Origin of the sequence: Streptomyces sp. NBC_00433 (genome assembly GCA_036015235.1) — a bacterium.
In the GTDB taxonomy this organism is placed as follows: Bacteria; Actinomycetota; Actinomycetes; order Streptomycetales; family Streptomycetaceae; genus Actinacidiphila.
In genome coordinates, this window is the sequence record CP107926.1 from 6,849,638 (window position 1) to 6,874,245 (window position 24,608).

At 72.3% G+C, this 24,608-nt stretch carries 24 protein-coding genes; 15 read left to right on the forward strand and 9 right to left on the reverse strand.

What is annotated here, in order from left to right; genetic code table 11:
- Positions 1 to 237: 237 nt before the first annotated feature.
- Positions 238 to 4,167, forward strand: coding sequence for a CHAT domain-containing protein (locus tag OG900_29235; GenBank protein WUH93797.1), 3,930 nt, complete (start codon positions 238 to 240; stop codon positions 4,165 to 4,167).
- Positions 4,164 to 4,538 (forward strand): hypothetical protein, encoded by a 375-nt coding sequence (locus OG900_29240; GenBank protein ID WUH93798.1) that lies wholly within the window; start codon positions 4,164 to 4,166, stop codon positions 4,536 to 4,538. Before OG900_29235 ends, OG900_29240 begins: the two co-directional genes overlap by 4 nt.
- On the opposite strand, the gene OG900_29245 is transcribed toward OG900_29240, so the two are convergent.
- Together OG900_29245 and OG900_29250 are read right to left on the reverse strand one after the other, a co-directional pair.
- On the reverse strand, positions 4,527 to 4,838 hold the full coding sequence (locus OG900_29245; GenBank protein WUH93799.1) for a helix-turn-helix transcriptional regulator: 312 nt from the start codon (positions 4,836 to 4,838) through the stop codon (positions 4,527 to 4,529). The two genes, OG900_29240 and OG900_29245, sit on opposite strands and share 12 nt — an antisense overlap.
- Positions 4,839 to 4,848: 10 nt before the next feature.
- Complete coding sequence (locus tag OG900_29250) at positions 4,849 to 5,310, reverse strand: ATP-binding protein (protein ID WUH93800.1); 462 nt, start codon at positions 5,308 to 5,310, stop codon at positions 4,849 to 4,851.
- A 318-nt stretch (positions 5,311 to 5,628) separates the two neighbouring features.
- On the opposite strand from OG900_29250, the gene OG900_29255 reads away from it, so the two are divergent.
- Positions 5,629 to 6,963 carry a tetratricopeptide repeat protein gene (locus tag OG900_29255; GenBank protein WUH93801.1) on the forward strand — a complete coding sequence of 445 codons (1,335 nt, stop codon included), beginning with the start codon at positions 5,629 to 5,631 and terminating at the stop codon, positions 6,961 to 6,963.
- A gap of 250 nt (positions 6,964 to 7,213) precedes the next feature.
- Here the strand turns inward: OG900_29255 and OG900_29260 are convergent, their stop codons facing one another.
- From OG900_29260 to OG900_29270, 3 genes are all read right to left on the reverse strand, one after another.
- Positions 7,214 to 7,951, reverse strand: coding sequence for a hypothetical protein (locus tag OG900_29260; GenBank protein ID WUH93802.1), 738 nt, complete (start codon positions 7,949 to 7,951; stop codon positions 7,214 to 7,216).
- On the reverse strand, positions 7,948 to 8,517 hold the full coding sequence (locus OG900_29265) for an RNA polymerase sigma factor (protein ID WUH93803.1): 570 nt from the start codon (positions 8,515 to 8,517) through the stop codon (positions 7,948 to 7,950). The genes OG900_29260 and OG900_29265 overlap by 4 nt, the downstream gene beginning before the upstream one ends.
- 88 nt (positions 8,518 to 8,605) lie before the next feature.
- The gene (locus OG900_29270; protein ID WUH93804.1) at positions 8,606 to 9,193 is read right to left on the reverse strand and encodes a helix-turn-helix transcriptional regulator; all 588 of its coding nucleotides are present in this window, start codon (positions 9,191 to 9,193) and stop codon (positions 8,606 to 8,608) included.
- A gap of 595 nt (positions 9,194 to 9,788) precedes the next feature.
- On the opposite strand from OG900_29270, the gene OG900_29275 reads away from it, so the two are divergent.
- From OG900_29275 to OG900_29310, 8 genes are all read left to right on the forward strand, one after another.
- The gene (locus OG900_29275) at positions 9,789 to 10,358 is read left to right on the forward strand and encodes an ATP-binding protein (GenBank protein ID WUH93805.1); all 570 of its coding nucleotides are present in this window, start codon (positions 9,789 to 9,791) and stop codon (positions 10,356 to 10,358) included.
- A gap of 138 nt (positions 10,359 to 10,496) precedes the next feature.
- Positions 10,497 to 11,735: an ROK family protein gene (locus tag OG900_29280; GenBank protein WUH93806.1), complete on the forward strand. Its 1,239-nt coding sequence runs from the start codon at positions 10,497 to 10,499 to the stop codon at positions 11,733 to 11,735.
- Between the two features lie 171 nt (positions 11,736 to 11,906).
- The gene (locus tag OG900_29285; protein WUH93807.1) at positions 11,907 to 13,283 is read left to right on the forward strand and encodes an ATP-binding protein; all 1,377 of its coding nucleotides are present in this window, start codon (positions 11,907 to 11,909) and stop codon (positions 13,281 to 13,283) included.
- Entirely contained in the window at positions 13,280 to 13,705 is a 426-nt protein-coding gene (locus tag OG900_29290; protein ID WUH93808.1) for a roadblock/LC7 domain-containing protein, read from the forward strand. The genes OG900_29285 and OG900_29290 overlap by 4 nt, the downstream gene beginning before the upstream one ends.
- Positions 13,702 to 14,115, forward strand: coding sequence for a DUF742 domain-containing protein (locus tag OG900_29295; GenBank protein ID WUH93809.1), 414 nt, complete (start codon positions 13,702 to 13,704; stop codon positions 14,113 to 14,115). The genes OG900_29290 and OG900_29295 overlap by 4 nt, the downstream gene beginning before the upstream one ends.
- Positions 14,116 to 14,236: 121 nt before the next feature.
- Complete coding sequence (locus tag OG900_29300) at positions 14,237 to 14,779, forward strand: ATP/GTP-binding protein (protein WUH95974.1); 543 nt, start codon at positions 14,237 to 14,239, stop codon at positions 14,777 to 14,779.
- Positions 14,776 to 15,993, forward strand: a complete 1,218-nt coding sequence (locus OG900_29305) for a cytochrome P450 (protein WUH93810.1) — start codon at positions 14,776 to 14,778, stop codon at positions 15,991 to 15,993. The genes OG900_29300 and OG900_29305 overlap by 4 nt, the downstream gene beginning before the upstream one ends.
- 345 nt (positions 15,994 to 16,338) lie before the next feature.
- Positions 16,339 to 16,650, forward strand: coding sequence for a 4a-hydroxytetrahydrobiopterin dehydratase (locus tag OG900_29310; GenBank protein WUH93811.1), 312 nt, complete (start codon positions 16,339 to 16,341; stop codon positions 16,648 to 16,650).
- Between the two features lie 12 nt (positions 16,651 to 16,662).
- Here the strand turns inward: OG900_29310 and OG900_29315 are convergent, their stop codons facing one another.
- A complete protein-coding gene (locus OG900_29315) occupies positions 16,663 to 17,676 on the reverse strand; it encodes a Gfo/Idh/MocA family oxidoreductase (protein ID WUH93812.1) in 1,014 nt (337 codons plus the stop codon).
- Between the two features lie 69 nt (positions 17,677 to 17,745).
- Between OG900_29315 and OG900_29320 the strand changes: the two genes are divergently transcribed.
- The 3 genes from OG900_29320 to OG900_29330 are packed head-to-tail and all read left to right on the forward strand — an operon-like array spanning position 17,746 to position 20,339.
- A complete protein-coding gene (locus OG900_29320; protein ID WUH93813.1) occupies positions 17,746 to 19,050 on the forward strand; it encodes a multidrug effflux MFS transporter in 1,305 nt (434 codons plus the stop codon).
- Between the two features lie 40 nt (positions 19,051 to 19,090).
- Positions 19,091 to 19,285, forward strand: a complete 195-nt coding sequence (locus tag OG900_29325; GenBank protein WUH93814.1) for a hypothetical protein — start codon at positions 19,091 to 19,093, stop codon at positions 19,283 to 19,285.
- The gene (locus OG900_29330) at positions 19,251 to 20,339 is read left to right on the forward strand and encodes a beta-lactamase family protein (GenBank protein ID WUH93815.1); all 1,089 of its coding nucleotides are present in this window, start codon (positions 19,251 to 19,253) and stop codon (positions 20,337 to 20,339) included. Before OG900_29325 ends, OG900_29330 begins: the two co-directional genes overlap by 35 nt.
- Before the next feature lie 2 nt (positions 20,340 to 20,341).
- Here the strand turns inward: OG900_29330 and OG900_29335 are convergent, their stop codons facing one another.
- Together OG900_29335 and OG900_29340 are read right to left on the reverse strand one after the other, a co-directional pair.
- Positions 20,342 to 21,574 carry a beta-propeller fold lactonase family protein gene (locus OG900_29335; GenBank protein ID WUH93816.1) on the reverse strand — a complete coding sequence of 411 codons (1,233 nt, stop codon included), beginning with the start codon at positions 21,572 to 21,574 and terminating at the stop codon, positions 20,342 to 20,344.
- Entirely contained in the window at positions 21,574 to 22,344 is a 771-nt protein-coding gene (locus tag OG900_29340) for a polysaccharide deacetylase family protein (GenBank protein ID WUH93817.1), read from the reverse strand. The genes OG900_29335 and OG900_29340 overlap by 1 nt, the downstream gene beginning before the upstream one ends.
- 666 nt (positions 22,345 to 23,010) lie before the next feature.
- On the opposite strand from OG900_29340, the gene OG900_29345 reads away from it, so the two are divergent.
- Positions 23,011 to 23,712 (forward strand): CDP-alcohol phosphatidyltransferase family protein, encoded by a 702-nt coding sequence (locus tag OG900_29345; GenBank protein WUH95975.1) that lies wholly within the window; start codon positions 23,011 to 23,013, stop codon positions 23,710 to 23,712.
- Positions 23,713 to 23,731: 19 nt separating this feature from the next.
- On the opposite strand, the gene OG900_29350 is transcribed toward OG900_29345, so the two are convergent.
- Entirely contained in the window at positions 23,732 to 24,604 is an 873-nt protein-coding gene (locus tag OG900_29350; protein WUH93818.1) for a hypothetical protein, read from the reverse strand.
- Positions 24,605 to 24,608 lie beyond the last annotated feature (4 nt).

Genomic DNA, 24,608 nt, shown 5'->3' on the forward strand with positions numbered 1-24,608 from the left:
TCGGCGCACGTCAACTCGCCTGTCGACTCAGCCAGGTTGAAAACCGCTCAATCTCTGCCCGATCGGATGGTGCGGTGCCGTTCCGCAACGTTAGGGTGACTCATGGCTACCGGGTTAGTGGTGGATGGCAGCGGGTTCGAGCTGGTCGTTGACGGCCGGCGGGTCGGTCCGCGTCGCGTGTTGCAGGCTTCTGATGTCGGCCTGCTGACTGCTGTCGCGGGCCGGTATGTGGATGCCGTGCGGGGCGGTTCCAGGGACCAGGCGTTGCTCGTGGTGGGGCGTGAGCTGTATCGGTGGCTGGATGGTGACCTCGGCCAGTTGACGGGCCTGCTCGATGAGGCGCCGGCGCCGTTGGTCTTCGAGGTGCAGGCGCCCGCGAGGCCGTCCGCGGCGGCGTGGGCGCTGCTGCGGGCGCCGTTCGAGCTGCTGGCCGCCCCCGAGGGCGGGTTCCTCGCCGGGGAGCCGGAGTTGTTCGCCGTGGCGCGTCGGCTCGGTCGCCCGAGTCCGGCGCAGGCGCTGGACGGATACCGGCTCGGGGTGGCGTTCATGGCCTCGGCGCCGAGGGGCCAGCACGAACTGGACTTCGAGGCCGAGGAGATGGCCATCCTCAACGCCGTCGGGGCGACGAGCCTTGATCTCGTGGTCGAGGACTCCGGCAATCCCGAGCATCTCGGCCTGCGCCTGTCCGAGCTGGGTGGGATGCCGGTGGTTCACCTGTCGTGCCACGGGCTGCACAACTGGCGCTTCGGACCCGACGGGCCCGCCACACCCGTCCTGTTGATGGAGGACGATCTCGGGGACGGGTCATTGCTGAGCGCGGAGGCGCTGGTGGGCCTGTTGACTCCGCGGCCGCGGCTGGCGTTCGTGTCGGCTTGCCTGACCGCCACGGGTGCCGACGTGGCCGGGCACGTACCCGGCGGCGCCGGCCGCCGCGGCGGTCCGGCGGTCGAGCCCGGTGTGTCGGTGGCGCACTCGATGGCCACCGGGCTGATAGCCGCCGGGATTCCCGCGGTCATCGGCTGGGACGGCTCGGTCAGCGACCAGGCCGCCACGCGTTTCGCCGAACACCTCTACCGGCAGCTCAGCCGCCGTGTCGAGGTGGCCGAGGCGGTCGCCGACGCCCGCCGCCACCTGCTGGCGTGTCCCGATGAGCGGCAGCGCGCCGACTGGCACCTGGCGCGGCTGTGGGTGGGGCCGACCGGCGGCGGCCCGCTGGTCGGGGGAAACCTCAAGCGCCAGATGGTGCCGCCGCACCACGTGACCAAGACGTTCCTGGACCGCAAGCACCAACTGCCCGTCGCGGCGGCGGAGATGTTCGTCGGCCGCCGCCCGGAGTTGCAGCAGGCGCTGCGGGCCCTGCGCGGCCGGCAGAAGGCGGGGGTCCTGCTGCACGGGCAGGGCCGGTTGGGCAAGTCGAGCCTGGCCGGGCGGATCGCCGACCGCCACCCCAACCGGGCCGTCGCGGTCGTCTTCGGCGACTACAGCCCGTCGGCGATCCTCGACGCCATCGCCGACGCCGTCGCCGCCAACCCCGCCGCCCGCACTCTCCTAGACGACAGGCGCGCCGAGGTCCGCCGGCATTCGGACCGCCTCAAACCGCTCCTGACCGACCTGCTGGCCGGACCGTGCGCCCAGGAGGTCGACGATGTCCGCAAACCCCTCCTGCTGATCATCGACGACCTCGAACAGATCCTGGCCGCCGACCCTGACGGCCCGCACCGGCTCGACCCCGAGCACGCCGCCGTACTCGCCGACGTCCTCTCCGCGTTCGACCCCGCTGCCACCGACAGCCGACTGCTGGTCACCAGCCGCTTTACGTTCACCCTCAACGGTCTTGAGGCCCGGCTGGAACCGGTCCAGCTGCGGCCGCTGTCGCCGGCGGCCCAGCTCAAGCTCCAGCGTCGTCAGCAGGACCTGGCCCCCGCCGGGTTGCGGACCCAGCGCGCCGACCTGGCCCAGCGCGCGATGGACGTCAGCTCCGGCAACCCCGGATTGCAGGACCTCATCGGATTGCGCCTGGTCTACAGCAGCCAGGTCGACCAGGCCCGCGCCGAGGCCGCCGTCGCCGACATGGAGGCCTACCTCGACCAGGGCGACCTCCCGGCCGACAACGCCGACATCGGCGAATTCCTGGAGAACCTGGCCCTCGACGCCCTCCTCGACCAGGCCGGTCCCGCCCACCACGCCCTGCTGCGGGCCTGCACCCTCTTCACCGTCCCGGTCCCGCAACCCGTCATCGACGCCCTCGCCGCCGCAGTCGGCGGATCGGCGACACGCCTCCTGGGCCTCGGGCTCCTCGACGCCTTCCCCGACCAGCACCACCCTGCCACCCCGGCCGCGGCCGTCAACGCCCTCGCGGCCGGACGCCTGGCCCCGCTCACTTCTGACGAGGGGGCCGCCCTCGCCACGCTGGCCGTCGAACCGCTGTACGCCCAATGGGGCGGTGCCACACCCCGACCCGCCCGCGACACCGACCTGGACCTGCAACTGACCCGACTGGCGCTGGCCGCCGACAACCCGGCCATCACCGCCGGCTGCGCCGCCGCGGCCGTGTCCGCCCTGCGGGAAGGTCCGGCCTCCACCGCGGCCGAGTTCGGCCGCCACGCGATCACCCTCCTCGACCGCCACAACCACGAGGTGCCTGTCACCCTGTTACGGGCCGTCGCTGACGCGGCCCTCACCAGTGGCGACGGCAACCACGCCGACACCCTGCTCCTCCGTGCGGTCCAGCAGACCCAGAGCGGGGACCGGCAGACCGATGCGGCCGTGCACGCCACAGTCCTCTACGACCACGCCAGCCGCCTGATCACCCGCGGCGAGGTCGACCAGGCCGAGGACCTGCTCCACCAGGCCCTCCAACTGTTCACCGACGCGGGTGACACCCGCTCGGTCGCCGTCACCTGGGGAAAGATCGCCGACATCCTTGAGCAGCGTGGTGAGGTTGATGAGGCGTTGCGGATCCGCCGGGAGGTCGAACTCCCGGTGTACGAGCGAATCGGTGACACTCGCTCGGTCGCGGTCACCTGGGGAAGGATCGCCGACATCTTGGAGCGGCGGGGGGAGCCTGGTGAGGCGTTGCGGATCCGCCGGGAGGTCACCCTGCCGGTGTATGAGCGAATCGGTGACACTCGCTCGGTCGCGGTCACCTGGGGAAAGATCGCCGACATCCTCCAGCGGCGGGGGGAGCCTGATGAGGCGTTGCGGATCCGCCGGGAGGTCACCCTGCCGGTGTATGAGCGAATCGGTGACACCCGGTTGGTCGCGGTCACCTGGGGAAGGATCGCCGACATCTTCGAGCAGCGTGGTGAGGTTGATGAGGCGTTGCGGATCCGCCGGGAGGTCGAACTGCCGGTGTACGAGCGGATCGGTGACATCTACTCGGTCGCGGTCACCTGGGGTCAGATCGCCGACATCTTCGAGCAGCGTGGTGAGGTTGATGAGGCGTTGCGGATCCGCCGGGAGGTCGAACTGCCGGTGTATGAGCGGATCGGTGACGCCCGCTCGGTCGCGGTCACCTGGGGAAGGATCGCCGACATCTTCGTGCGGCGTGGTGAGGTCGATGAGGCGTTGCGGATTCGCCGGGAGGTTACTCTGCCGGTGCTCGAGCGCATCGGTGACACCCGCGAGGTTGCGATCGCCTGGGGCAGGATCGCCGACATCCTTGAGCAGCGTGGTGAGGTTGATGAGGCGTTGCGGATCCGCCGGGAGGTCGAACTGCCGGTGTACGAGCGGATCGGTGATGCCATCTCGGCTGAGGTCACCCGGGGCCAGATTGCCGACATCCTCGAACAGCGGGGCGAGGTCGACCTGGCCCTCGAACTGCGGCTCAAACGCTTGGAAGTCATTGAACGGCTCGGCGACATGGACGGCATTGCGAGGGCCAACTGGGACCTTGCCCGAATCGATCTCATTCGCCAGGATTTCGAGGCGGCGGCCCCCAGAGTGGCTACCTCATTTCAGCTCTTTCTGAAGCTTCAACGGCAGGATGGCATCGCGGTCGTCGGGGCTGCCTTGGGCCAAATTCTGCTGGCCGGGGGGGATCGCGAGCAGGCCCGACAGGTGCTTCAGACGAGCCGAGCCGCTGCCTCCAAGATCGGCTTTGCAGACGCTGTGGTCCAGCTTGACGAGCTACTGAAAGCCATCGCCGACGGAAACGAGGAATCATGATCATTGAGTTTGTCGGAGCGGACGTCGAAGCCGCCGGGAAGAGCGTCGCCGCGTTGACTGCAGGCTGGGGCTTCCATCCCGAACCAGCTCCGACTCCGGAGCAGGCGACCGGTGCGGAAACCAAGGGCGTCGATCCCGTCGCGGTGGCGTCCCTGGTCGTGTCCATTCCCTCGGCCATGCTCGCGGTCGCGGACATCACCGACCGTATCCTCAAACGGCGCCGCGCCGGCGAGCTCATCGAGCGCGCCCAACAGCTCTCCGCGCACGAGGCGTCGGCACGCCTCGTGCGCGAGGACCGGTCCGTCGACCTTGCCACTCTCACCCCCGACCAGCTTCTGGACCTCATCGCCGACGAGCCTTCAGCGACCTGAACCCGGGGAAGACCGGCGGGACCGTCTACGAGCGGATCCTTCCGCCTGCGACCCGACAACGGCACAGCCTCCAGAGCAATCAGGTGCGACCGAACGCTTGCGTTCCAGAAGGACGATCGGGCAGTTCAGCGCGTCGGCGATCTTGAGCAGATTCGCCGGAGTGGCGTTGCGCCGGCCTGACTCGATCTCGCCCATCAACTGCTCGGAAATCCCGACGCGTTCGGCGAGTGCCCGTTTGGTGAGGCCCGCCTTCTTCCGCGCCCACGTGACCGCTTCCGGCTCGTGGTCGAGCTTGGTCACGCGCTGTCGTTTACGACTGGCCGTCATCACTGTCCCGGAGGTGCGACGCCCCTTCGTAGGCGCAGATCGCCCAGACCATCTTCCCGACGCCCACCCGGGAGGAGATCCCCCACTGTCCGCTGGTCAGTGCGTCGACCAGCTCAAGGCCGCGGCCGGACTCGTCGTCGTCGGTCGCTTCCCGGCGCTCGGGCTTGGCGTCGTTGGCGTCGTGCACCTCGATCCGCACGCTGAACTCTCCACGGTGGAAGCGCGTCTCGATGTGGCGCCCCCGTGGTTCCCGCGCGTGCCGCAAGGCGTTGGTAAACAGCTCGGAGAGCACGACGGCGGCGGAGTCGATCACCTCAACCGGGCATCCCCACTGCACCAGATGACGTGACAGTTCGGCGCGGGCCCGCTGGACGTTTTTGGGGGCCTGGGTCCACCGTCTGGCAACGACGTCGGGGTCCGAAGGAGCGGAGGGTACGGGGAGCATCACCGTGGTCCTCCCGCGGCGGTCCGACGCACGCCGGCGGTGTGGGAACGGCGGCGTAACGCCACCGTCGAGAGGACGGGTTGAACGCTAGTGTGAATCACTGTCGGCGCTCCTGGTCAGCGTTGGCCATGCCCCCGGGCCGGTCGCACGGTCGCGGGGGTCCGTACATCCCCCGCGCACAGTGCGCGGCCCCATCGAGACCGGTCGCACGGTCCGAAAGGGGCTGTCTCGCTCTAGGCAACCGGAGCGCTACACACAGCGGTACCGTTGAAGCGCAGGCGACTTTGAAGAGCGTTAAGCCGCGTGAGGGGTGGACTCATGAGGGACCGTCAGCCGAACGAGGGTCTGACGCGGCTGTACCGGGAGAGCCGCTGGACGCTGCGGCAGCTGGCCCAGGCAGTCAACAAGATCGGTACCGAGCGGGGAACACCCACGCGGTACCAGCCGCCGTCGGTCCACCAATGGCTCGATGGGCACCTGCCCAAAGAGGACGTACGCCCCCTGATCCTGGAAGCCCTGGCCCGCCATCTGCGAAGGCCGGTCACCTTCACCGAGGCGGGCTTCCCCCCGCCTGCTGACGCCGAGGCGGAAGTCGGCACCGTGGAAGGCCTGCTGGATCTGGGCAGGGGTGACATGGACCCCTCGCGCCGGAGCGTGGTCGGGGCGTCTCTCTTCTCTGTCGCTCTTACCATTCCCGGATGGCAGGATGTCATTGGGCGAATGGAGGCTGTTCAGGCCGGGCAGGTCCTGCGGATAGGAATGTCCGAAGTGGACATGGTCATCTCCATGACCGAGCGAGTCTCGGAAATTGACGACCAGTTCGGCGGACGGCATGCGCGCCCCATGGCGGCTGCCTTCTTGGTCAATACTGTTGCGCCGTACTTGAAGGCCGACGCGTCGGAATCGGTACGGAAGGCCATGATGTCGGCTGCCTCCGACCTGTGTTACCTCACCGGATACATGGCTGTGGACGAAGGGGTGCACGGGATTGCTCAGCAGTATTACTTGAAGGCGCTGGAGCTTGCCGGGGCGTCGGAGGACCACCTGACGTACTGCACCACGCTGCGCGGCATGAGCGTGCAAGCCGTCGACCTGCGACACGGCTCTGAGGCGCTCCGCCTCGCCGACGCCGCCGCAGCCGCATCCCCTCAGGCAGGACCCCGCATGCGGGCCTTCCTCGCAGGGCAGCAGGCTCACGCATCTGCCCAGACAGGAGACCGCAAAAACGCGCTGATGTACCTGCGTGAGGCCGAGGTCGCCATGGATAAAGCGGAGTCACAGCAGAGGGCTTTCGGCTCCTACGATCCCGCAGCCTTGAATTACCACACGAGCCAGGTGCGATACGAGCTGGGCGACGTACGGGGCGCCGTCGAGGCGATGCAGGAATCCGACAGGCTGCGCTACAGCATCTACCGGCGCACACGGGTCAAGGAGCGGAGTCTCCTGGCGGAGCGCCAGTTCGCTCTCGGCCACCTTGAAGCTTCCTGCGCCACATGGCACATGGCACTCGACGACTATCCACTCGTACAGTCCGGTCGTGCCGATCAGCGCGTCGGGGAGATGTTCCGCCTGATCCGCCCGCACCTCAAGAATGCGACGGCGCGTGACCTCTACGAGCGGGCGCGGCTTGCCGCACCATCGCTGGCGGCCTGAGACACGCCCAGTCCTGGGAACCGGCGACGAGGCCGAGCCGGCCGTGTGGGCACCGAGACCGACACCACGCGGTGAACTGGTCGAACCGGCGCCGACGACGCCAAACAGTTGCCTGCCGCTGCTCATACCTGCGTCGTTGCCGCGCGGTCAGGGGCGGTCACGGAGACCGCCCCTGACCGCGCCATGACCGGCCACACTCCAGCCGCCCCGCGAAAGCCGCAGGTCGGACAGCGAAGTCCTACTGGAGCAACTAGCGAACTACTGAAGGTGTGTGGCGGATTACTATAGGTGAGTGGCGGATGTCGTCTTCGGTCCACGCCGGGATGCAGTTCGGGCCGTCGCCCTTCGGTGCGCTGATCACCAAGACATCCAGACCGTGGTCCGGGCGAATCTCAGCGAGCGGAAAACCGAGCGTGAGCGTGCTGCCGGCCGGCACCTTGGCAGGGTAGATGTAGGCAATGAGCTTGCCAGACGTGCCCCTGAGGTGGAAGTAGGGGGCGATCTCCCCTGCCTGTCCGTCGGACGGTTCGGGATTCTTGTCGCCCGAGGCACCACTGCCTTTGTGAGCGGTGCAGTTCGGGTCTCCCGCGAGTACCTTGGCGCGCACGCCCATGCGGGCCAGGTCCTTCCGCATGCCCTCGATGTCCGGCTTACCCGACGAGTTCTCGATGGTCAGTTTGACCCCGCCGGCCGGCTCCTTTTCCAGGGTGTAGGCGGCGTTCGTGATCCGGTTCAGAGAACGACCGCGGTCTGCGGAAGCCGTCAGGCCGCCGTGAGCGCCCGAGGAGGCGGACTGCCCGACGACGAGCGTGGTGGCTGCCACCGTGGCGGCCAGCCCGGCGACAAGCCCGAGCGGTACCCAGCGCACCCGGCGGCTGCGGACCGGGCGGGCGCCGTCAGCCTCTTCGGCATTCACATGCTGGGCGCTCTGCCGGACATGGTTCTTCAGCTCGTGCATCAACCGATCCTCAAAGCCTTCGGTGTTCATCGGACCTCCATCAGGGACGGGAAAGGCGAGGGGGTTTCAGGGACCGCTGGTACCGATGTGTCCTTCAGGGCAGACCGGGCGCGGTGCAGGCGCACCCGGGCGGCCACCCCGTTGATGCCGAGTGCTGTCGCGGCCTCCGCGACGGTCAGGCCGTCCACTGCGACCAGTTCCAGCACGGCACGCTGGCCGGCCGGCAGCGAGGCCATGCGCTCGATCAGCGCGCGGCCCTCCCGTTCGGCGTCGATGCGTTCTTCCAGCCGGGCGATGTCATCGGCGTCCAAATGCCGACGGCCGGAGATCCGGACCTCGGCCACCCACGCTCGGGCGGCTCGCCGGTTCTCGGCAGCCGCGACTTTGCGGGCGATGCCGTGCAGCCACGCGATCTGGCTGCCCAGCTCCTCCCGGTAACCGGCCGCCGCGGAGATCGCCGCGAGGAACACCTCGGCCACCAGGTCTGCCGCGGCGTGCGGATCACGGGTGCGGCGGGTCGCGTACCTCAGCACCGCCTCCACGTGCTCCCGGTAGAACGCCTCGAACGCCTCCGGATCCTCACCGATCCGCGCCACCTCGTAACTGCCCGGCGGATGCCTCACATCGACTCCCTTTGGTCTCTTCCGTTGCCTTCACTCCCCTTGGCGTCCTGCGGCCGGAGCGTTACACACTGCCCTTCAGCCCCACCTGACGGCAGCGGGCTCCGACCTCCCCGAACCAGCCGCTGTCGGCCGGCCGCGGACGCTCTTCGTGCCCGGCGCCGCCGCCGGTTCGGCCGCGTCCGCTGGGGAAGGCAAGGCAGTCCGGCGCAGACGATCGCTTGCGTTCCAGAAGGACGATCGGGCAGTTCAGCGCGTCGGCGGTCTTGAGCAGATTCGCCGGGGTGGCGTTGCGCCAGCCTGACTCGATCTCGCCCATCAACTGCTCGGAAATCCCGACGCGTTCGGCGAGTGCCCGCTTGGTCAGGCCTGCCTGTTCACGCGTGCGGTTATCGCCCGGCTTGACCCGCACGATGACATCGCCGAGTGGCCTCGGCGGGTGGCCTCGGCGAATCTCGACCTGGCTTTGGTCCTGGTGGCGGGGAATCGTCTTGACGAAGCCTGCGACGCGGCGCAGAAGGCCGTACTCTCGGGGCGAGTGGTTCCGTCCCACCACTGGCGAGTGCTGGAAGTCGTCAAGTCCGTCGAGGCCGGGCAGTTGCCTGAGGCCGTCGATCTGCGGGACGCATACGAAAGCCTCGGTTCTCGCCACGTATGACCTCTGCCCGCGGAGCGACCGGCCACGGTCCCGCCCATGCCGACCCGCCGGCTCCGAGGCCAGGAGACTCCGCGACGTCGGGACCGGCACCCTGGGCAAGGTGCACGTGGCCGTCAGCGGCGGCAATGTGCCGGCCCTGCACCTGTGCCCGGACGACGCCGGGTGACCGGTCCGCGCCCGCGAACCGGCTCGCGCCGAGCGACCGGCCCGCGTCCACCGACCGCAGCCGGCGGTCACTGAGTGTGACCGAAAAGCCCCGGCCTACCGGACGGTACGGCCGTCCCGGAGGTCGGGGCTGTCGCTTTTTGCGCCACTCGCACCGCGCTGACCTGCGGCGCTGCCCTTCCGGTTGCGCTTTCGGAACATTGGTGCAGTCCAAGGGGTGTGTTTTTCATATTTAGTCGTATTGTGGTGATCGACAACAAATAGGCCGCAGGCGGAAGCAGGCACCCGCGCCTGTGGCCAAGCGCCGACACCGTGCCCTCACCAGGTGACGAAACCGGCCCCCGACGCAGGAGCGTCACGCATCCGTGCCGACCCGCCGCCCACCGGCGGCGGACCGGGACCCGCCTACACGCCAGGTAACGACATGCGCATCCTTTCGCCCGACTCAGCACCCCCGGCTGTCTGCTCGGTGTCCCCGCCGAAGTGGGCGGGTCGCGGCCAGTCGCGCCTCGCGTGGCCGGCCGGACCCCGGGGCTCCGGTGACCCGCACCCCGCCAGGAGCGGCGCCAGCGGCTCGGAGGCTGTCTCAGGGACCGTCTCAGGAGCCGACACCGGCATCGGCTGCCTGCCGCTGGCGCACCGGCCCGAGGCCGGCGGCGACGCCCGCAGGTCCGCGCGGGCCGTGCTCGCCGGCTGGCAGGTGCCGGAGGAGACCGCGGCCGACGTGGTCCTGGTGATATCCGAGCTGGTCACCAACGCGCTGAACCATGCGCTGCCCGACGTGTGCCTGCACATGACGCGGCTGCCCTGCGGCACCGTCCGGGTCGAGGTCACCGACGGCGGCCCGTGCGGCTCCCCGCTCCAGCGCGACCCCGGCGACGGGGGGCGCGGCCTCGCCCTGGTCCAGGCGCTCGCACAGGCCCACGGCCGCCACGTCGGGCCCGGCGGGACGCTGGCCTGGGCCGAGTTCGCGGGCCCCGCACCGGCCGCCTGAGCGCACGGCAGGCGTACGCCTCTCCGTACGCGGACGGCGGCAGGCGTACGCCTTCCGGTACGCGCACCGCGCCGGACGTACGCGTACGGCCGCCCGCACCGCGTCGAGCGCGTGACCCCCGACCGCGAGGAGGCCGCCATGTCCGTACCCCCGGGCCAACCGCAGGCCGGGCAGGTCCCGCAGGCCGAGGTGCGCCAGCACAACCTCAGCGTGGTGCTGCGCCGCGTCCACACCGCGGGCGCCGCCTCGCGCTCCGAGCTGACCCGGGCCACCGGCGTCAACCGCAGCACCACGGCGGCGCTGGTCGCCGCGCTGGCACGGGCGGGCCTGGTGCGCGAGGAGATCCCCCGCACGCACCGCTCGGCGGGCCGCCCGTCGCCCATGGTGCTGCCGGTCCCCGAGCGCGCCCAGGTGATCGCCCTGGAAGTGGGCGTGGAGCGGATCAGGGCCGAGCGGGTGGGCCTGGGCGGCGAGGTGCTCGCCGACCGCACACTGCTGCCGCCGGATGACGGCCCCGCCACCTTCGAGGAGACCGTCGACCGGCTGGCGGGGCTCGTGGAGTCGCTGGGCGAGCCGGCGGCAGCCGGCGACGAGCAGGGCGTCGGCATCGGCATCGCGGTGCCCGGCCTCGTGCGGCGGGCGGACGGCCTGGTGCGCTTCGCGCCGAATCTGGAGTGGACCGACCAGCCGCTGGCCGCCGCTCTCACCGGGCGCCTGGCGGGACCCTGGTCCCGGGTGCCGGTCGCCGTCGGCAACGACGCGGACCTGGGGGCGCTGGGCGAGCACGCCCGCGGAGCGGCCCGCGGCTACGACGACTTCGTCTACATCTCGGCCAACGTCGGTGTGGGCGGCGGCCTGTTCTGCGGCGGTGTCCCCGTGCGCGGACACCGCGGCTACGCGGGCGAGATCGGCCACATGGTCGTCAACCCCTCGGGCCGGACGTGCCGTTGCGGTGCCCGCGGCTGCTGGGAGACCGAGATCGGCACCGACGTCGTCATCGGGGCGGCCGGCCTGGAGGTGCCGCCCGACCACTCGCTGACCTGCGTGGTCGAGGCGGCGGAGGCGGGCGACGAGCGTGCCGTGCGCGCCTTGGACGACGCGGCCCGCTGGCTCGCGGTCGGGCTCGGCAATCTCGCGGTCGTGCTGAGCCCGCGGCTGGTGATCTTCGGCGGCGGACTGCAGGACATCTACGAGGCCACCTTCGACCGGATCGAGCGCTACGGCGCGACCACCGGCCTGGCCCGCAGCCGCGCCGCCTCCACCCACCGCAGATCCGCCCTGGCCCACCGCGCCCCGCTGGTCGGCGCCGCCGAACTCGCCTTCGCCCCGCTGCTCGACGACCCCCTGGGCGCCCTGCGGGCCGCCGCCTCCCAGTGACGGTTCTGGCGGGTGTCCGCGGGGTCGCGCACCGCCCGGCGCGCGTACGGATCGGACCGTGCGGCGTCCACAAGTACACGAATCTGCAACGAATTTTGTCCTCAAACCTTGTGGCGGGATTTCGCCACGGCATAATCACGCTTCAAGACAGTTCTGGGGTGGGGTCGCGTCGTGCTCTTTGCATTCATCGGTGTTCTCGTGGTCGCCGTCGTCGGTGCCATCTGGTCGGGCCTCAGACATGTGCGGGACGCCCAGCTGGTCCGGATGGCGCGCACCACGGTCCAGACCGCGGAGGTCAGGGCCAAGAACGCGGACGAGCAACTGCGGATCGCGATCGAGGAGTTGCGCTTCCTCGCCGCCGACCGCATCCCGGCCGCCGTCCTCGCGCTGACCCATGAACACGCTCCGGTGCCCGGCCTGCTGCACCCGCAGGAGGCCAACGCCACCCTGGCCAAGGCGATGCGGGACGTGCTGTCGGCGACCACCGCGGCCGCGGCCGGCGAGCGCGACCGGGTCGACGCGGCGGCCAGGGCCGCGATGCGCGGCGCCACCGCCAAGGTGCAGTCGCTGCTCTACCAGACGCAGAGCGTCCTGCAGGACCTCCAGCACGAGCTGGACGACCCGCGGCTGCTCGAACTGGACTTCCGCAACGAGCTGGCGCTACGGCGTATTCAGGCCACCGCGGTGCTCTGCGAGGCCTGGCCGGGCCTGGCCCGCAGCGACTCGCCGCTCGCCGAGGTCGTGATCGGTGCCCAGTCCCGGGTGGCCGGCTACGCCCGCATCAAGATGTCCAACCACCTGCGTGAGCAGCGCCTCGCGGTGGTCGCGCGGGCCGCGGAGCCGCTGGCCATCGCGGTCGCCGAGCTGCTGGCCAACGCGACGTCGTATTCGCACCCCGACACCGCGGTGCCGGTGACGATCCAGCAGAGCGGCGGGCGCGGCGCGCTCATCGTGGTGGACGACGGCGGCATCGGCATGGACGGGGAGACGCTGGCCCGCGCCCGGCGGCTGCTCGCCGGCCCGGAAGTGCTGCTGCTGACCGAGCTGGGCAATCCGCCGCAGGCCGGCTTCGCCGTGGTGGGCCGCCTCGTGCGGCAGTACGGCTTCTCCTGCCACGTCGAGTCCTCGCCCTACGGCGGGGTCCGCGCGATGCTGCGGGTGCCGGCCGAGCTGCTGACCGTACTCGACGAGGAGCACACGCTGTCCGTGCTGGTACCCGCCCCGGCCGAGACCGCGGCGCCGGCCAGGCCCGCCGACGACTCGGCGGACGACGACGGGCCGGTGGTCGAGGCCACCCCGCTGCCCTCGCGCCGCCGCCGCAGCCCCAGAACCGCCGCCGCACGCCCCGTCGCACCGGTACCGCCGGCCGCCGAGGAGCCCGTGGCGCGCACACCAGAGCAGGCGGGCGCGCTGTGGGGCGCCCTCCAGGACGGCACCCGCAGCGGCAGGTCCGCGGCAGGGACCGGCACGACCGTCAGCACCACCAGCGGTAGGACCGCGGCCGGGGGATCCGCCGCAGGCGACAAGCAAGGAGACGACCGTTCATGACCACCCGCCGACCCATGGCAGAGGATCTGGCCTGGGTGCTGGAGCCGCTGCTCGAACTGCCGGGCGTCCAGCACGCGTTGATCGCCACTGGCGACGGCCTGCTGGAAGGCTCCTCGCCCGGCCTCGACCGGGCCGCCGCGGAACGGGTGGCCGCGATGACCGCCACTCTGCACGCCTCGGCCCGCGCCTTCACCACCGCCTTCACCGAGATCGAGTCACCGCGGCTGGCGCAGACCGTGGTGGAGTCCGAGCAGGGCTTCGCCATCGTCGTGCCCGCCGGGCAGAACACCTCGCTCGCGGTCTTCGCCGCCCCTGACACCCAACTGGGCAACATCGCCTACCAGATGCAGGTGCAGGTCGCCGCGCTCGCCAGAGCGATGAGCGCGCCCGCCCGCGAGCCGGACGCAGCCGGCCGGCCATGACACCCGGCAGGCCCGGCACTTCAGGAGCGGCCGCCACGCCGGAACCCGGGGCGCAAGGCGGCCGGGGGCGCCGCCTGGTCCCGGCGTATCTGGCCACCGGCGGCCGCGAACGCCCCCGCGGCACCGCCGACTTCGACCGGCTCACCGTGCTGGTGTCCACCGACCAGCAGCCGCCGGAGATGGACTTCGGGCCCGAACACCGCAGGCTGTGGACGCTGTTGCGCCCCGGCGCGCTGACCGTGGTGGAGTGCTCCGCCCACCTGGGGCTGCCGGTCAGCGCCACCGTCTTCCTGGCCGCCGACCTGGTCGGCGGCGGTCACCTGCTCGCCCGGTCCCCGGTCCCCAAGGCCGAGGCGATCGACCGAACGCTCATCGAGAGGCTGCTCGTTGGACTCCGTGCCCTCCCCTGAACCCGCGACCGCGCTGGTCGCAGAACCGCGGCCCGAGGCGCGGACCGAGTCGAGACCCGAGGCGGCGCCCGCGACGGGTCCCGGGACGGTCCGGTATCTGCCCTCGACCGGGCAGACCCTGATGAAGCTGGTCGTCACCGGCCCCTTCGGCGTGGGCAAGACCACGCTGATCCGCACCCTCTCGGAGATCCCCACCCTGCACACCGAGGAGGTGATGACGAGCTACAGCGCGGGCCTCGACGACCTGCGCGGCCTGCCCGAGAAGTCCACGACCACCGTCGCCGTCGACTTCGGGCGGCTCACCGTCCCCGGCGACGTGGTGCTCTACCTGTTCGGCACGCCGGGCCAGGAGCGCTTCTTCCCGCTGTGGCAGGACATCGCCCGCGGCGCGCTCGGCGCCCTGGTGATGGCCGACACCCGGCGGCTCGCCGACTCCTTCCCGGTCATGGACATGGTCGAGGAGCAGGGCCTGCCCTACGCCGTCGCCGTCAACCGCTTCCCCGGCGCGCCCGCGCACAGCGACGAGGTGCTGCGCAGGCACCTCGACCTGGCGCCCGAGACACCGCTGGTGCAGTGCGACGCCCGCAACCGCCGCGACAGCGTCGGCACGCTCATCGCGCTCGCCGAGTACGTACTGACCCGACTGCCCCAGGACGCGCCATGACCGCCGGTACGCTGCCCGCGCTGTACGGCGAGGACTTCGCCGCCGACCCCGGGCGCCACTACGAGCGGCTGCGCCGCCAGGGGCCGCTGGCCCGGGTCGAGATCGCCCCGGGCGCCGAGGCGGTGCTGGTCACCGACTACCAGGCCGCGCTCGACGTGCTGCGCGACACCCACACCTTCTCCAAGGACCCGCGGCCCTGGCCCGACACCATCCCCGAGGACTCCCCGGTCCGCTCGGTGCTCGACCACCGCCCCGCGGTCGGCTTCTCCGACGGCGACACCCACGCGCGCTACCGCAAGGTCATCGGCGACAGCCTCGGCCTGCTCGGGCCGCACCTGCTGCAGACCCAGGTCGCCGACGCCGCCGCCGCGCTCATCGGCCGCTTCGCCGCCGCGGGCCGCGCCGACCTCGTCACCGCGTACGCCAGGCAGCTGCCGCTGCGGGTCTTCAACACCTGGTTCGGCGTCCCCGACGCCGAGGGCGAGGCGCTGGCCGACCGGCTCGCCCTGATGTTCGCCTCGGGCGCCGACGCGCGGGCCGCGACCGCCGAGCTGACCGGGATCATCGGCGGCCTCGTCGCCGAGCGCCGCGCCCGCCCCAGGCGCGACCTGACGTCGTACTTCGTGCAGCACCCGGCCGGCCTCGACGACGCTGAAACGATCATGCAGATCGCCGTCACCTTCAGCGGCGGCTACGAATTCACCGCGAACCTCATCGCGAACACTCTGCTCCACATGCTCGCCGACCCCCGCTACGACGGGTCCGTCTACGCCGGCGCCATGACCGCCCACGAGGCCATCAACGAGGTGCTGTGGCGCAACCCGCCGCAGTCCACGTCCTCCGGCTACTACGTGCGCTACGACACCACCTTCCACGGGGTGGGACTGCGGGCGGGCCAGCTGGTCCTGGTCTCCTACGCGGCCGCCAACGGCCAGTCCTCGCCCGGCGGCGAGACCGACGCGTGGGGTGCCAGCGAGAGTGCGCACCTCGCGTGGAGCGCCGGGCCGCACAGCTGCCCGGCGCGGCAGCCGGCGCTGCTGATCGCCATCTCGGCGGTGGAGCAGCTCACCAGCCGCCTGTGCGACATGCGGCTCGCCGCCGCCTCGCCCGACGACCTGCGCTGGCGCCCCGGCCCCTTCCAGCGCTCCCTGACCACCCTCCCGGTCCACTTCACCCCCTGGGCCCCGAAGGCCCCGCCCCCACCCGACGAATAGCCCCCCACCGGGCGCGCGGGTCATCACCGGCCGTGAGGGGCTGCTCGGTCCTCCCCGGACCGCCGGCGGGTGGACGGCTCAGCGCGCCGTTCCCCGCGCCCCTTGTGGTTGCCCCCTGCGGCAGCACCGAGCCCCGCAGGGGCGCGGGGAACGGCGCGACCAGCCGTCGACCAGGTGCACGTCGTCACCGTCCGAAAGGGGCTGCTCGGTTCGCCCCGGACCCCCGGCCGGCGGGCGGGTCGCGCGCGCCCACGCGGCGCCAGCCGCAGGTCAGATGCAGCCCCGCGCCCCCGGGGGGCGCCCTCCGCGCAGGCGGCGCGGGCAGGGGAGTGGGAGCATGGCGGCATGCCCTACGCAGAGCCGCTGTCCGCGGACGAGATCGGTGAACGTCTGGCCGCGCTGGAGAGCTGGACCGTGGACGAGGGGGGACGCACGCTTCAGCGGACGTACCGCCTCGACCACCTGGCCGCGGCGATCCTCGCGGTGCACATCGCGAAGATCCAGGCCGAGCTGGACCACCACTCCGACCTCACGCTCGGCTACGACACGCTCCGGGTGGAGATCACCACGCACGCGGCCGGCGGCCGGCTGACCGAGAAGGACTTCGGCCTCGCCGACCGCATCGCCGCCGTCGCGCCGGGCCACGGCGCCCGGTAAGGGGAGCGGGGGTCAGTCGACCCCCGGGTAGCGCACCCCGATCCGCTCGCGCACGGCGTCCATCGTGCGCATCACCGACAGCGTTCCGGCCAGCGGCACCAGCGGGGACTGCGTCAGGCCCTGCTGGAGGCAGCGCGTCACCTCCGCGGCCTCGTAGCGCATCGTGCCGCGCGTGAGCCCGTCGTCCGTGACGTCGGCGAAGTGCACGGTGTGCGGGGTCTCGCCCTGCCGGTGCAGGGTGAAGCGGTCGGGGTTGAAGAAGCCCTCGGGGATCTCGATCCGCCCCCGGGTGCCGGTGATCGTCGCCGGCGCACCCGTGTCCGCGGTGAAGGTGCAGGTCAGGGTGGCCAGGGCGCCGTCGTTCCAGCCGAGCAGTATCCCGGTGTTGTCGTCGACGCGCTCGGGCGTCAGATGCGCCCATGCCTCCACGGTGTCCGGCTCGCCGAGCAGCAGCTGCGCGAAGGACACCGGGTAGACGCCCAGGTCGAGCAGCGCGCCGCCGCCCTGCGCGGGGTCGCGCAGCCGGTGCTCGGGCGGGAAGTCGCCGCCGAAGCCGAAGGCGGCGGAGATGGTGCGGATCTCGCCGATCGCCCCGTCGGCGACGATCGCGGCCAGGTGCCGTATCAGCGGGTTGCAGTACGTCCACATGGCTTCCATCAGGAACAGCCCGCGGTCCTCCGCCAGCTCCACCAGCTCCCGCGCCTCACGCGAGTTGAGGGTGAAGGCCTTCTCGCACAGCACCGCCTTGCCCGCCTCCAGGCACAGCCCGGTCGCCGCCCGGTGCGCGGAGTGCGGGGTGGCCACGTAGACGACGTCGACCGTGTCGTCCGCGGCCAGCTCGGCCCAACTGCCGTACGCCCGCGCGATGCCGTACCGCTCGGCGAATGCCTTGGCGCCGGCCGGGCTGCGCGAGCCGACGGCCACCACCTCGGCGTCCGGCACGGTGGCCAGCGCCTCGGTGAAGTTCGCGGCGATGCCGCCGGTCGCCAGGATGCCCCAGCGGATGGTGCGCTTCACGTCACTCATCGATGCCCCAAAACATGGTCTTGGCCGTCCCCGATCACTGAAAGAATAGGCAACGATTCAACGATCCCGATGGAGAGTGCCACCGTGCAGGACGCCGGGCCGAGAACCCCCGTTCAGGCCAACGCCCCGACCGCTTCCGCCACCCTCACTCCCGGCGCCGGCCGCCAGGCCCGCGTCGGCATGCTCGTCACCCTGGTACTGGGCGGCCTCACCGCGCTGCCGCCGCTGTCCATGGACATGTACCTGCCCGCGCTGCCGCAGGTCACCACCGCCCTGGACAGCACCACGTCCACGGTCCAGCTCACCCTCACCGCGTGCCTGGCCGGCATGGCACTGGGCCAGCTCGTGGTGGGCCCGCTCAGCGACCGCTTCGGGCGCCGCGGGCCGCTGCTGATCGGCATGGTCGTCTACGTCCTGGCCACCGCCGTCTGCGCCTTCGCGCCCACCGCCCCGCTGCTGGTCGGCTTCCGCCTGCTCCAGGGCCTGGCCGGCGCCGCCGGCATCGTGATCTCCCGGGCGATCGTCCGCGACCTCTACGACGGGGTGGAGATGGCGCGCTTCTACTCCACCCTGATGCTCATCTCCGGGGTCGCCCCGATCGTCGCCCCGGTCATCGGCGGCCAGATCCTGCGGCTCACCGACTGGCGCGGCGTCTTCGTCGTCTGCACCGCCATCGGCGTCCTGCTCACCGCGGTCGTCTGGCGCTTCCTCGGCGAGACCCTGCCGCCGGAGGAGCGCCACTCCGGCGAGCTGTCGGGCACCTTCGGCGCCTTCCGCGGCCTGCTCGCCGACCGCGTCTTCACCGGCTACGTCATCGCCGGCAGCTTCGGCTTCGCGGCCCTCTTCACGTACGTGTCCGCGTCGTCCTTCGTGGTGCAGGACATCTACGGCGCCTCGGCGCAGACCTTCAGCCTGCTGTTCGGCCTGAACTCGATCGGCATCGTCGGCATCGGCCAGCTCAACGGCAAGGTGCTGGTCGGCCGGGTCCCCATGGACCGGGTGCTCGCGATCGGCCTGGCGCTGATCACCGCCGCGTCCGCGGCGCTCGTCCTGCTCACCACCGGCGTCTTCGGCCGGGCGTCGCTCGCCGAGGTCGCCGCCGCGCTGTTCGTGCTGATGGCGTCGATGGGCCTGGTGCTGCCCACCACCAACACGCAGGCCCTGCTGCGCACCAAGCGCAATGCCGGCGCCGCCTCCGCGCTCATCGGCACCTCCTCCTTCCTGGTCGGCGCGCTGATCGCGCCGCTCGCCGGGATCGCCGGCGACGGCACCGCGGTTCCCATGGCCGTCACCCAGCTGACCTGCTCGGTCATCGCCTGCGCGGCCTTCGTCGGGCTGTGCGTGCCGGGGCGACGTACCGTGGAGGGACCGTAGGCCGACTAGGCGAACGGCCTGAGGCCATCAGGAGGAAGCGATGTCCGATCCGGACGAACGCACCTGGGCGTTCAAGACAGCCGACAGCTCGCTGCACACCGGTGCCGAGAGCGCCGTCGATCCGGAGGACCTGGTCATGGCCTCCGGCCGGGACTGCACACCGGAACTGATCGAGAAGGCCCGCAAGGATCTGGAGGAGCATGGCCGAGCCGCTGTCGAGAGGTGCCTGCCCTGAGGCGGGCCTCGACGCCGACGAGATCGGCCTGATCGTCCCCTCGCTGTCCGCCGCGCTGGAGCCGGCGGCCGGCCCGCCGTGGTGCGCGGGCGCGGTCGTGCTGGCCGGGCGCGGACCGGTGGTGGCCCTGCACGAGGCGGTCGGCTGGGCGGTGCGCTACGGCTCCTACGACGAGCCCGCCCGGCGCGGGGTGGAGCTGCCGCCCGCCGAGCGCGTACCGATGCGGCCCGACACCGTCTTCGACCTGGCCTCGCTCACCAAGCTCTTCACCGCCGTCGCCGCGGTCCAGCAGATCCAGGCGGGCGCCCTCGACCCGGACCGCCCGCTGACCGCGTACGTCCCCGGCCTGGTGCCCGGCATCACCCTGCGCCACCTGCTCACCCACACCTCGGGGCTGCGCCCGGAGCTCCCGCTCTACGAGCTGCCAGGACCCGCGGAGCGGGCCGCCCGGCTCGCCGCCGAGCAGCCGCTCACCGCGCCGGGCGCCAGGCGCTGCTACTCCGACCTGAACCTGCTGCTCGCCCAGACCGTCCTGGAGCGCGTCACCGGCCGCCCGCTCGACCGCCTCGTCGCCGACGGCATCACCACCCCCCTCGGCATGGCCTCCACCCGCTTCGCCCCACCCCCCTCCTGGCGGGACCGCACCGCAGCCACCGAGGACCAGCGCCGCCCCTGGGGCAAACTGGACCGCGGCATGGTGCGCGGCACCGTCCACGACGAGAACGCCCACGCCATGGGCGGGGTCGCCGGCCACGCCGGGCTCTTCTCCACCGCCTGGGACCTGGCCCTCTTCGCCACCGCCCTGCTCGACGGCACCCTCCCGCTGGCCCCCGGCCTCGGCTTCGAACGCGACCAGCCCTGGTTCATGGGCGCCCTCGCCGGCCGCGGCGCCCTGGGCCACACCGGCTTCACCGGCACGAGCCTGGTACTCGACCCCGCGTCGGGCGCCTACCTCATCCTGCTGGCCAACACGGTCCACCCCGTCCGCCACACCCAGGGCTCCGCCCCCCGCGCCACCGCCGCGACCCACCTGGCTCGGGCGCTGCCGGCGTAGATTCAGCGGAAGATGCCCGTGTGCCCCAGGGAGTAGCGGCCCGGCTGGGGGTAGACGGCGAGGCCGTGGGGGCCCGCGCCGACCGGGATCTTGGCCAGGGTGCGGCCGGTGGCCGTGTCGATGGCGTAGACCTCGGCGTCGTAGCGGCCGGTCAGCCAGAGGACCTTGCCGTCGGCGGAGACGCCGCCCATGTCGGGGCTGCCGCCGCCGTCGATGTGCCACTTCGTGGCCAGCTTCCCGGTGGCGAAGTCCAGCAGGGAGACCGAGCCCTCGCCGCGGTTGGTGATGTAGAGGTACTTCGAGTCGCGTGAGACGTACAGGCCGTGCGCGCCCTTGCCGGTGGGCAGCAGCACCGGTTTGGAGAAGGTGTCGCCGTTCATCGTCCAGACGCCGTTGGCGACCATGTCGGCGATGTACCAGGTGCGGCCGTCCGGCGAGATCTTGACGTCCTGCGGCATCGCGCCGTCCAGCGACAGCCGCCGCTGGCCGATGATCTTCATCGCGGCGGTGTCGACCTTCAGCAGCTCGCCGGAGAATTCGCAGGAGACGATGAAGTAGCGGCCGTCCGGCGAGAAGTCGGCGTGGTTCACGCCGTAGCAGTTGACCGGCACGACCTTCTTGACCGCCATGGTGTGCGCGTCGCGGAAGACCAGCTGGCGGTCGAGCGAGGCCATCACGATCGCGTACCTGCCGTCCGGGGTGAAGTAGAGGTTGTACGGGTCGTGCACGTCGACCGGCTTGCCGACGTGGCCGTTGGCCGGGTCGATCGGGGTGAGGCTGTTGCCGACGTCGTTGTTGACCCACAGCGTCCTCAGGTCCCAGGACGGCACGACGTGCTGCGGCTGGAGCCCCACCGGGATGGTCCTGACCACCTTGTACGTCTTCGGGTCGATGACCGACACGGTGTTGGACTCGGAATTGGGCACGTAGACCAGGGACGGGAAGCCGCGCACGACCGGGGACAGTGCGCCCGGCCGGTCGGCCGCGTAGACGTCGTGCTGGTCCAGCAGCGGCGGCATGCCGGTCAGGCCCGGGTGCGCCGCGGCGGCCAGCCGCTGCACCTTGGCCGCGGCCGCCGCCGCGGCCGCCTGTGCGGCGATCGCCCGCTGGGCGGGGGAGGGGGCGAGCGACCGGGTGCCGCTGTCGCCGCACCCGGCGGCCAGGACGGCGGCGGCGACGGCGGCGGCGGCGGTGACGGCCGCGCGGCGGCGCAGGGGAGTCAGGTGACGGCGCATCAGGTCAGCAGCTCCGAGGTCGTGACCGCGCGCAGACCGCGGCGGTGCAGGTCGTCGAGGATCCCGGGCAGCGCGGCGACGGTGCCGGCGTGCCCGAAGTGCAGCGAGACCACAGAGCCCGGCCCGGCCTGCGCGGCCACGGCGGAACGGACCGCCTCCGCGCCGGGGTCGGTGTAGTCCAGCGGGTCCACGTCGTACGACAGCAGGTGCGCGTAGCCCGCCTTCTTCGCGAGCGAGACCACCAGCGGCGTCGTCAGCCGCGCCTGCGACGGCCGGAACCACCGGCCGTGCGTGCCGGTCAGCTGCCGCAGCCGGCTGGCGCAGCCCTCGATCTCGGCGGTGGCGGCAGCGGCGTCCATGGCGCCGATGTCGCCGTGCGTCTGAGTGTGGTTCCCCAGTTCGTGCCCGCCCGCCAGCACGCGGGCGGCGAGCTTCGGATACGCGTCGAGCCAGTCGCCCACGGCCAGTACGGTGATCCGCGCGCCGCCCCGCTCGGCCGCCGCCAGCAAGGCCTCCGCCTCGTCCGGGTCGCCCTGGCCGTGGAAGGTGAGCGCCAGTTGCGGGCGGGTCCGCGGGCCGTGCTCGATCTGGTCCGGCAGGCCGGGGGGCAGCGCGGCCGCCGTCGGGGCGGGGGCGCCGGTCGGCGCCGCGGCCGCGGGTGGCGGCAGCGCGGGGTCCGCCCCGGCGTGGGCGGCCTTGCCGGCTGTGCAGCCGGACAGCAGCGCCCCGGAGGCGGTCGCCTGGAGGAGGTTGCGGCGAGAGATCGACATCGGCGCCACTTTAAGTCGTAATGTCTGATTTATCGCCCCGAGGTGGGTGGGGATCCCACGAATGCCGTATCGGCAGGGGCGGCACCCCTGCCATCATTGGGCCTCGCCCCCACGGCGCGGTCCGGCACCCCAGCCCGCGCCCGGCTGCCCGGTCCGGTGCCCTCCGCGGAGGGCGGCGCCCTCCAGGGGCGCGGGGAACTGCGCGCGCGACCAGCCACGACCGTCGTGTGGCGACGCACCGCAACCACCCCAGGGGCGCGGGGAACGGCGCGACCAGCCCCCACCGGGGCGCGGGTCGCCATCGTCCGAAAGGGGCTGTTCGGTCCGCTCCGGACCACCGGCGGGTGGTGGGTTGCCCGCGCCCACGCGGCGTCAGCCGCAGATCAGATGCGGCCCCGCGCCCCTGGGGGTGCCCGCTGCGGCGGGCGGCGGCCACCGGGGGCGCGGGGAACGGCGCGACCAGCCGTCGGCAAGGTGCACGTCGTCACCGTGCGAAAGCGGCTGTCCGGTCCGTGCCGGACCACCGGCCGGTGGTGGGCTGAGCGCACCCCTGGTGGTGCCCTCCGCGGCAGGCGGGGGTGGTTTCGGATGGAGGAGAGAGCAGTGGGGAGCCACTTGACATCGGCACCGCAGGAACCCGCGGGCCTGGCGCCCGCAGCGCGGGGGATGGGGTACGGGGAGGCGTTGCGGCGGCTCGCGGGGGCGCAGAAGGGCGCCAAGGGCGTGTCGTTGTACTCGCGGTACGTGAACCGGCCCGCCGGCCGCGTGCTCGCCGCGGGGGCGTACCGCGCGGGGTTGACGCCCAACCAGGTGACCCTGGTGAGCGCGGCCTTCAGCGGCAGCGGCATCGCCGCGCTCGCGGCGCTGGCGCCGTCGTGGGGGCTGGCGGTCGCGGTGTGGGGGGCGCTCGTCGTCGGGTTCGCCTTCGACTCGGCCGACGGGCAGCTCGCCCGGCTGCTCGGGGCGGGCGGGCCCGCGGGGGAGTGGCTGGACCACGTCGTGGACTGCGCGAAGATCACCGCGCTGCACGCGGCCGTGCTGATCACCTTCTACCGGCACTTCGCCCTGCCGGGCGACGGCTGGCTGCTGCTCCCGCTGGGCTTCCAGCTGGCCGCCGTGATGATCTTCTTCGGCGGCCTGCTCGCCGACAAGCTCAAGCCCAAGGCCCAGGCCAAGGCGGCCGCCCCGTCACGGCTGCGCGCCGTCGCCCTGCTCCCGGTCGACTACGGGGTCTTCTGCGCCGTCTTCCTGCTGCTCGGCAGCCAGGACGCCTTCCGCTACGCCTACCTCGTGCTCTTCGCGGTGCACGCCGTCTTCCTCGCGGCCTTCCTCACCAAGTGGTTCAGGGAGATCCGGCTCGCCTCGTGACCGCCGGCCGCGCGCGGCGTCAGCCCGTACCGGCGTCGAGGTGCCGTTCGAGGTCCTCCCACAGGTAGGTCTGGGTGAAGCCGGGCTCGGACAGGCCCGCCTCGCGGGCCTCCCGCTCGGTCAGCGGGCGCAGCCGCCCGGCGGCGGTCTCGGCCGCGCCGTGCGGCCCGAGGTTCGGGCGGTCCGCGCGCGGCGGGTGGAGGATCTCCGGCTCGGCGAAGGCGGCGGGCAGGTCGTCGTCGTGGCCGATGGTGGGCCAGCGGCCGGATCGTACGGCCTCGTCGTCGGCGTAGAGCGGGGTCGGGACGGGGGCCGGGTGGTGGGCGGCGGAGACCGGTTTGAGCGGGTGGGTGCCTTCGAACAGGCCGAAGGCGGTGCCGAAGTCGTCGCGGGCGAGCACGACGGCCAGGTGGTGCGCGCCGTCCGCGGCCGGGATCGCGACGACGTCGCCCGGGGCGGGGCGCCTGCGGGGCTTCGCCGCGGGCGCGGTGACGCCCTTGAGGCCAGACGCCCCCTCGGCCGCCCGCGGTCCGGCGGCGGCCAGGCCGCGGGCGACCAGGTCCGCGAGGTCGCCGAGGGCGGGTCTGGCGCCGTGCGCGTCGGCCAGGCCGTCGGCCAGGGCGGAGAGGACGTCCCCGGCGTCGGCGTAGACGCTGTCGTCCAGCTCGCCGGCACGGGACGCGGCGGGGCCGCGCGGGCGCGGGCGCGGGGTGAGGACGACGGGGACCGGTACGTCCCCGGCGAGCCGGTCGCGCAGCGATCCGGCGCCCCAGCCGAGGACTTCCAGAAGTTCGGCAACGGTCGGCGGCCTGCCCAGCGCGGCCGCGATCTCCCGGCCCAGCCGGGTGAGCTCGCGGGCCGCCGTCTCGTCGAGACCACCGTCGTCGGGCATGTGT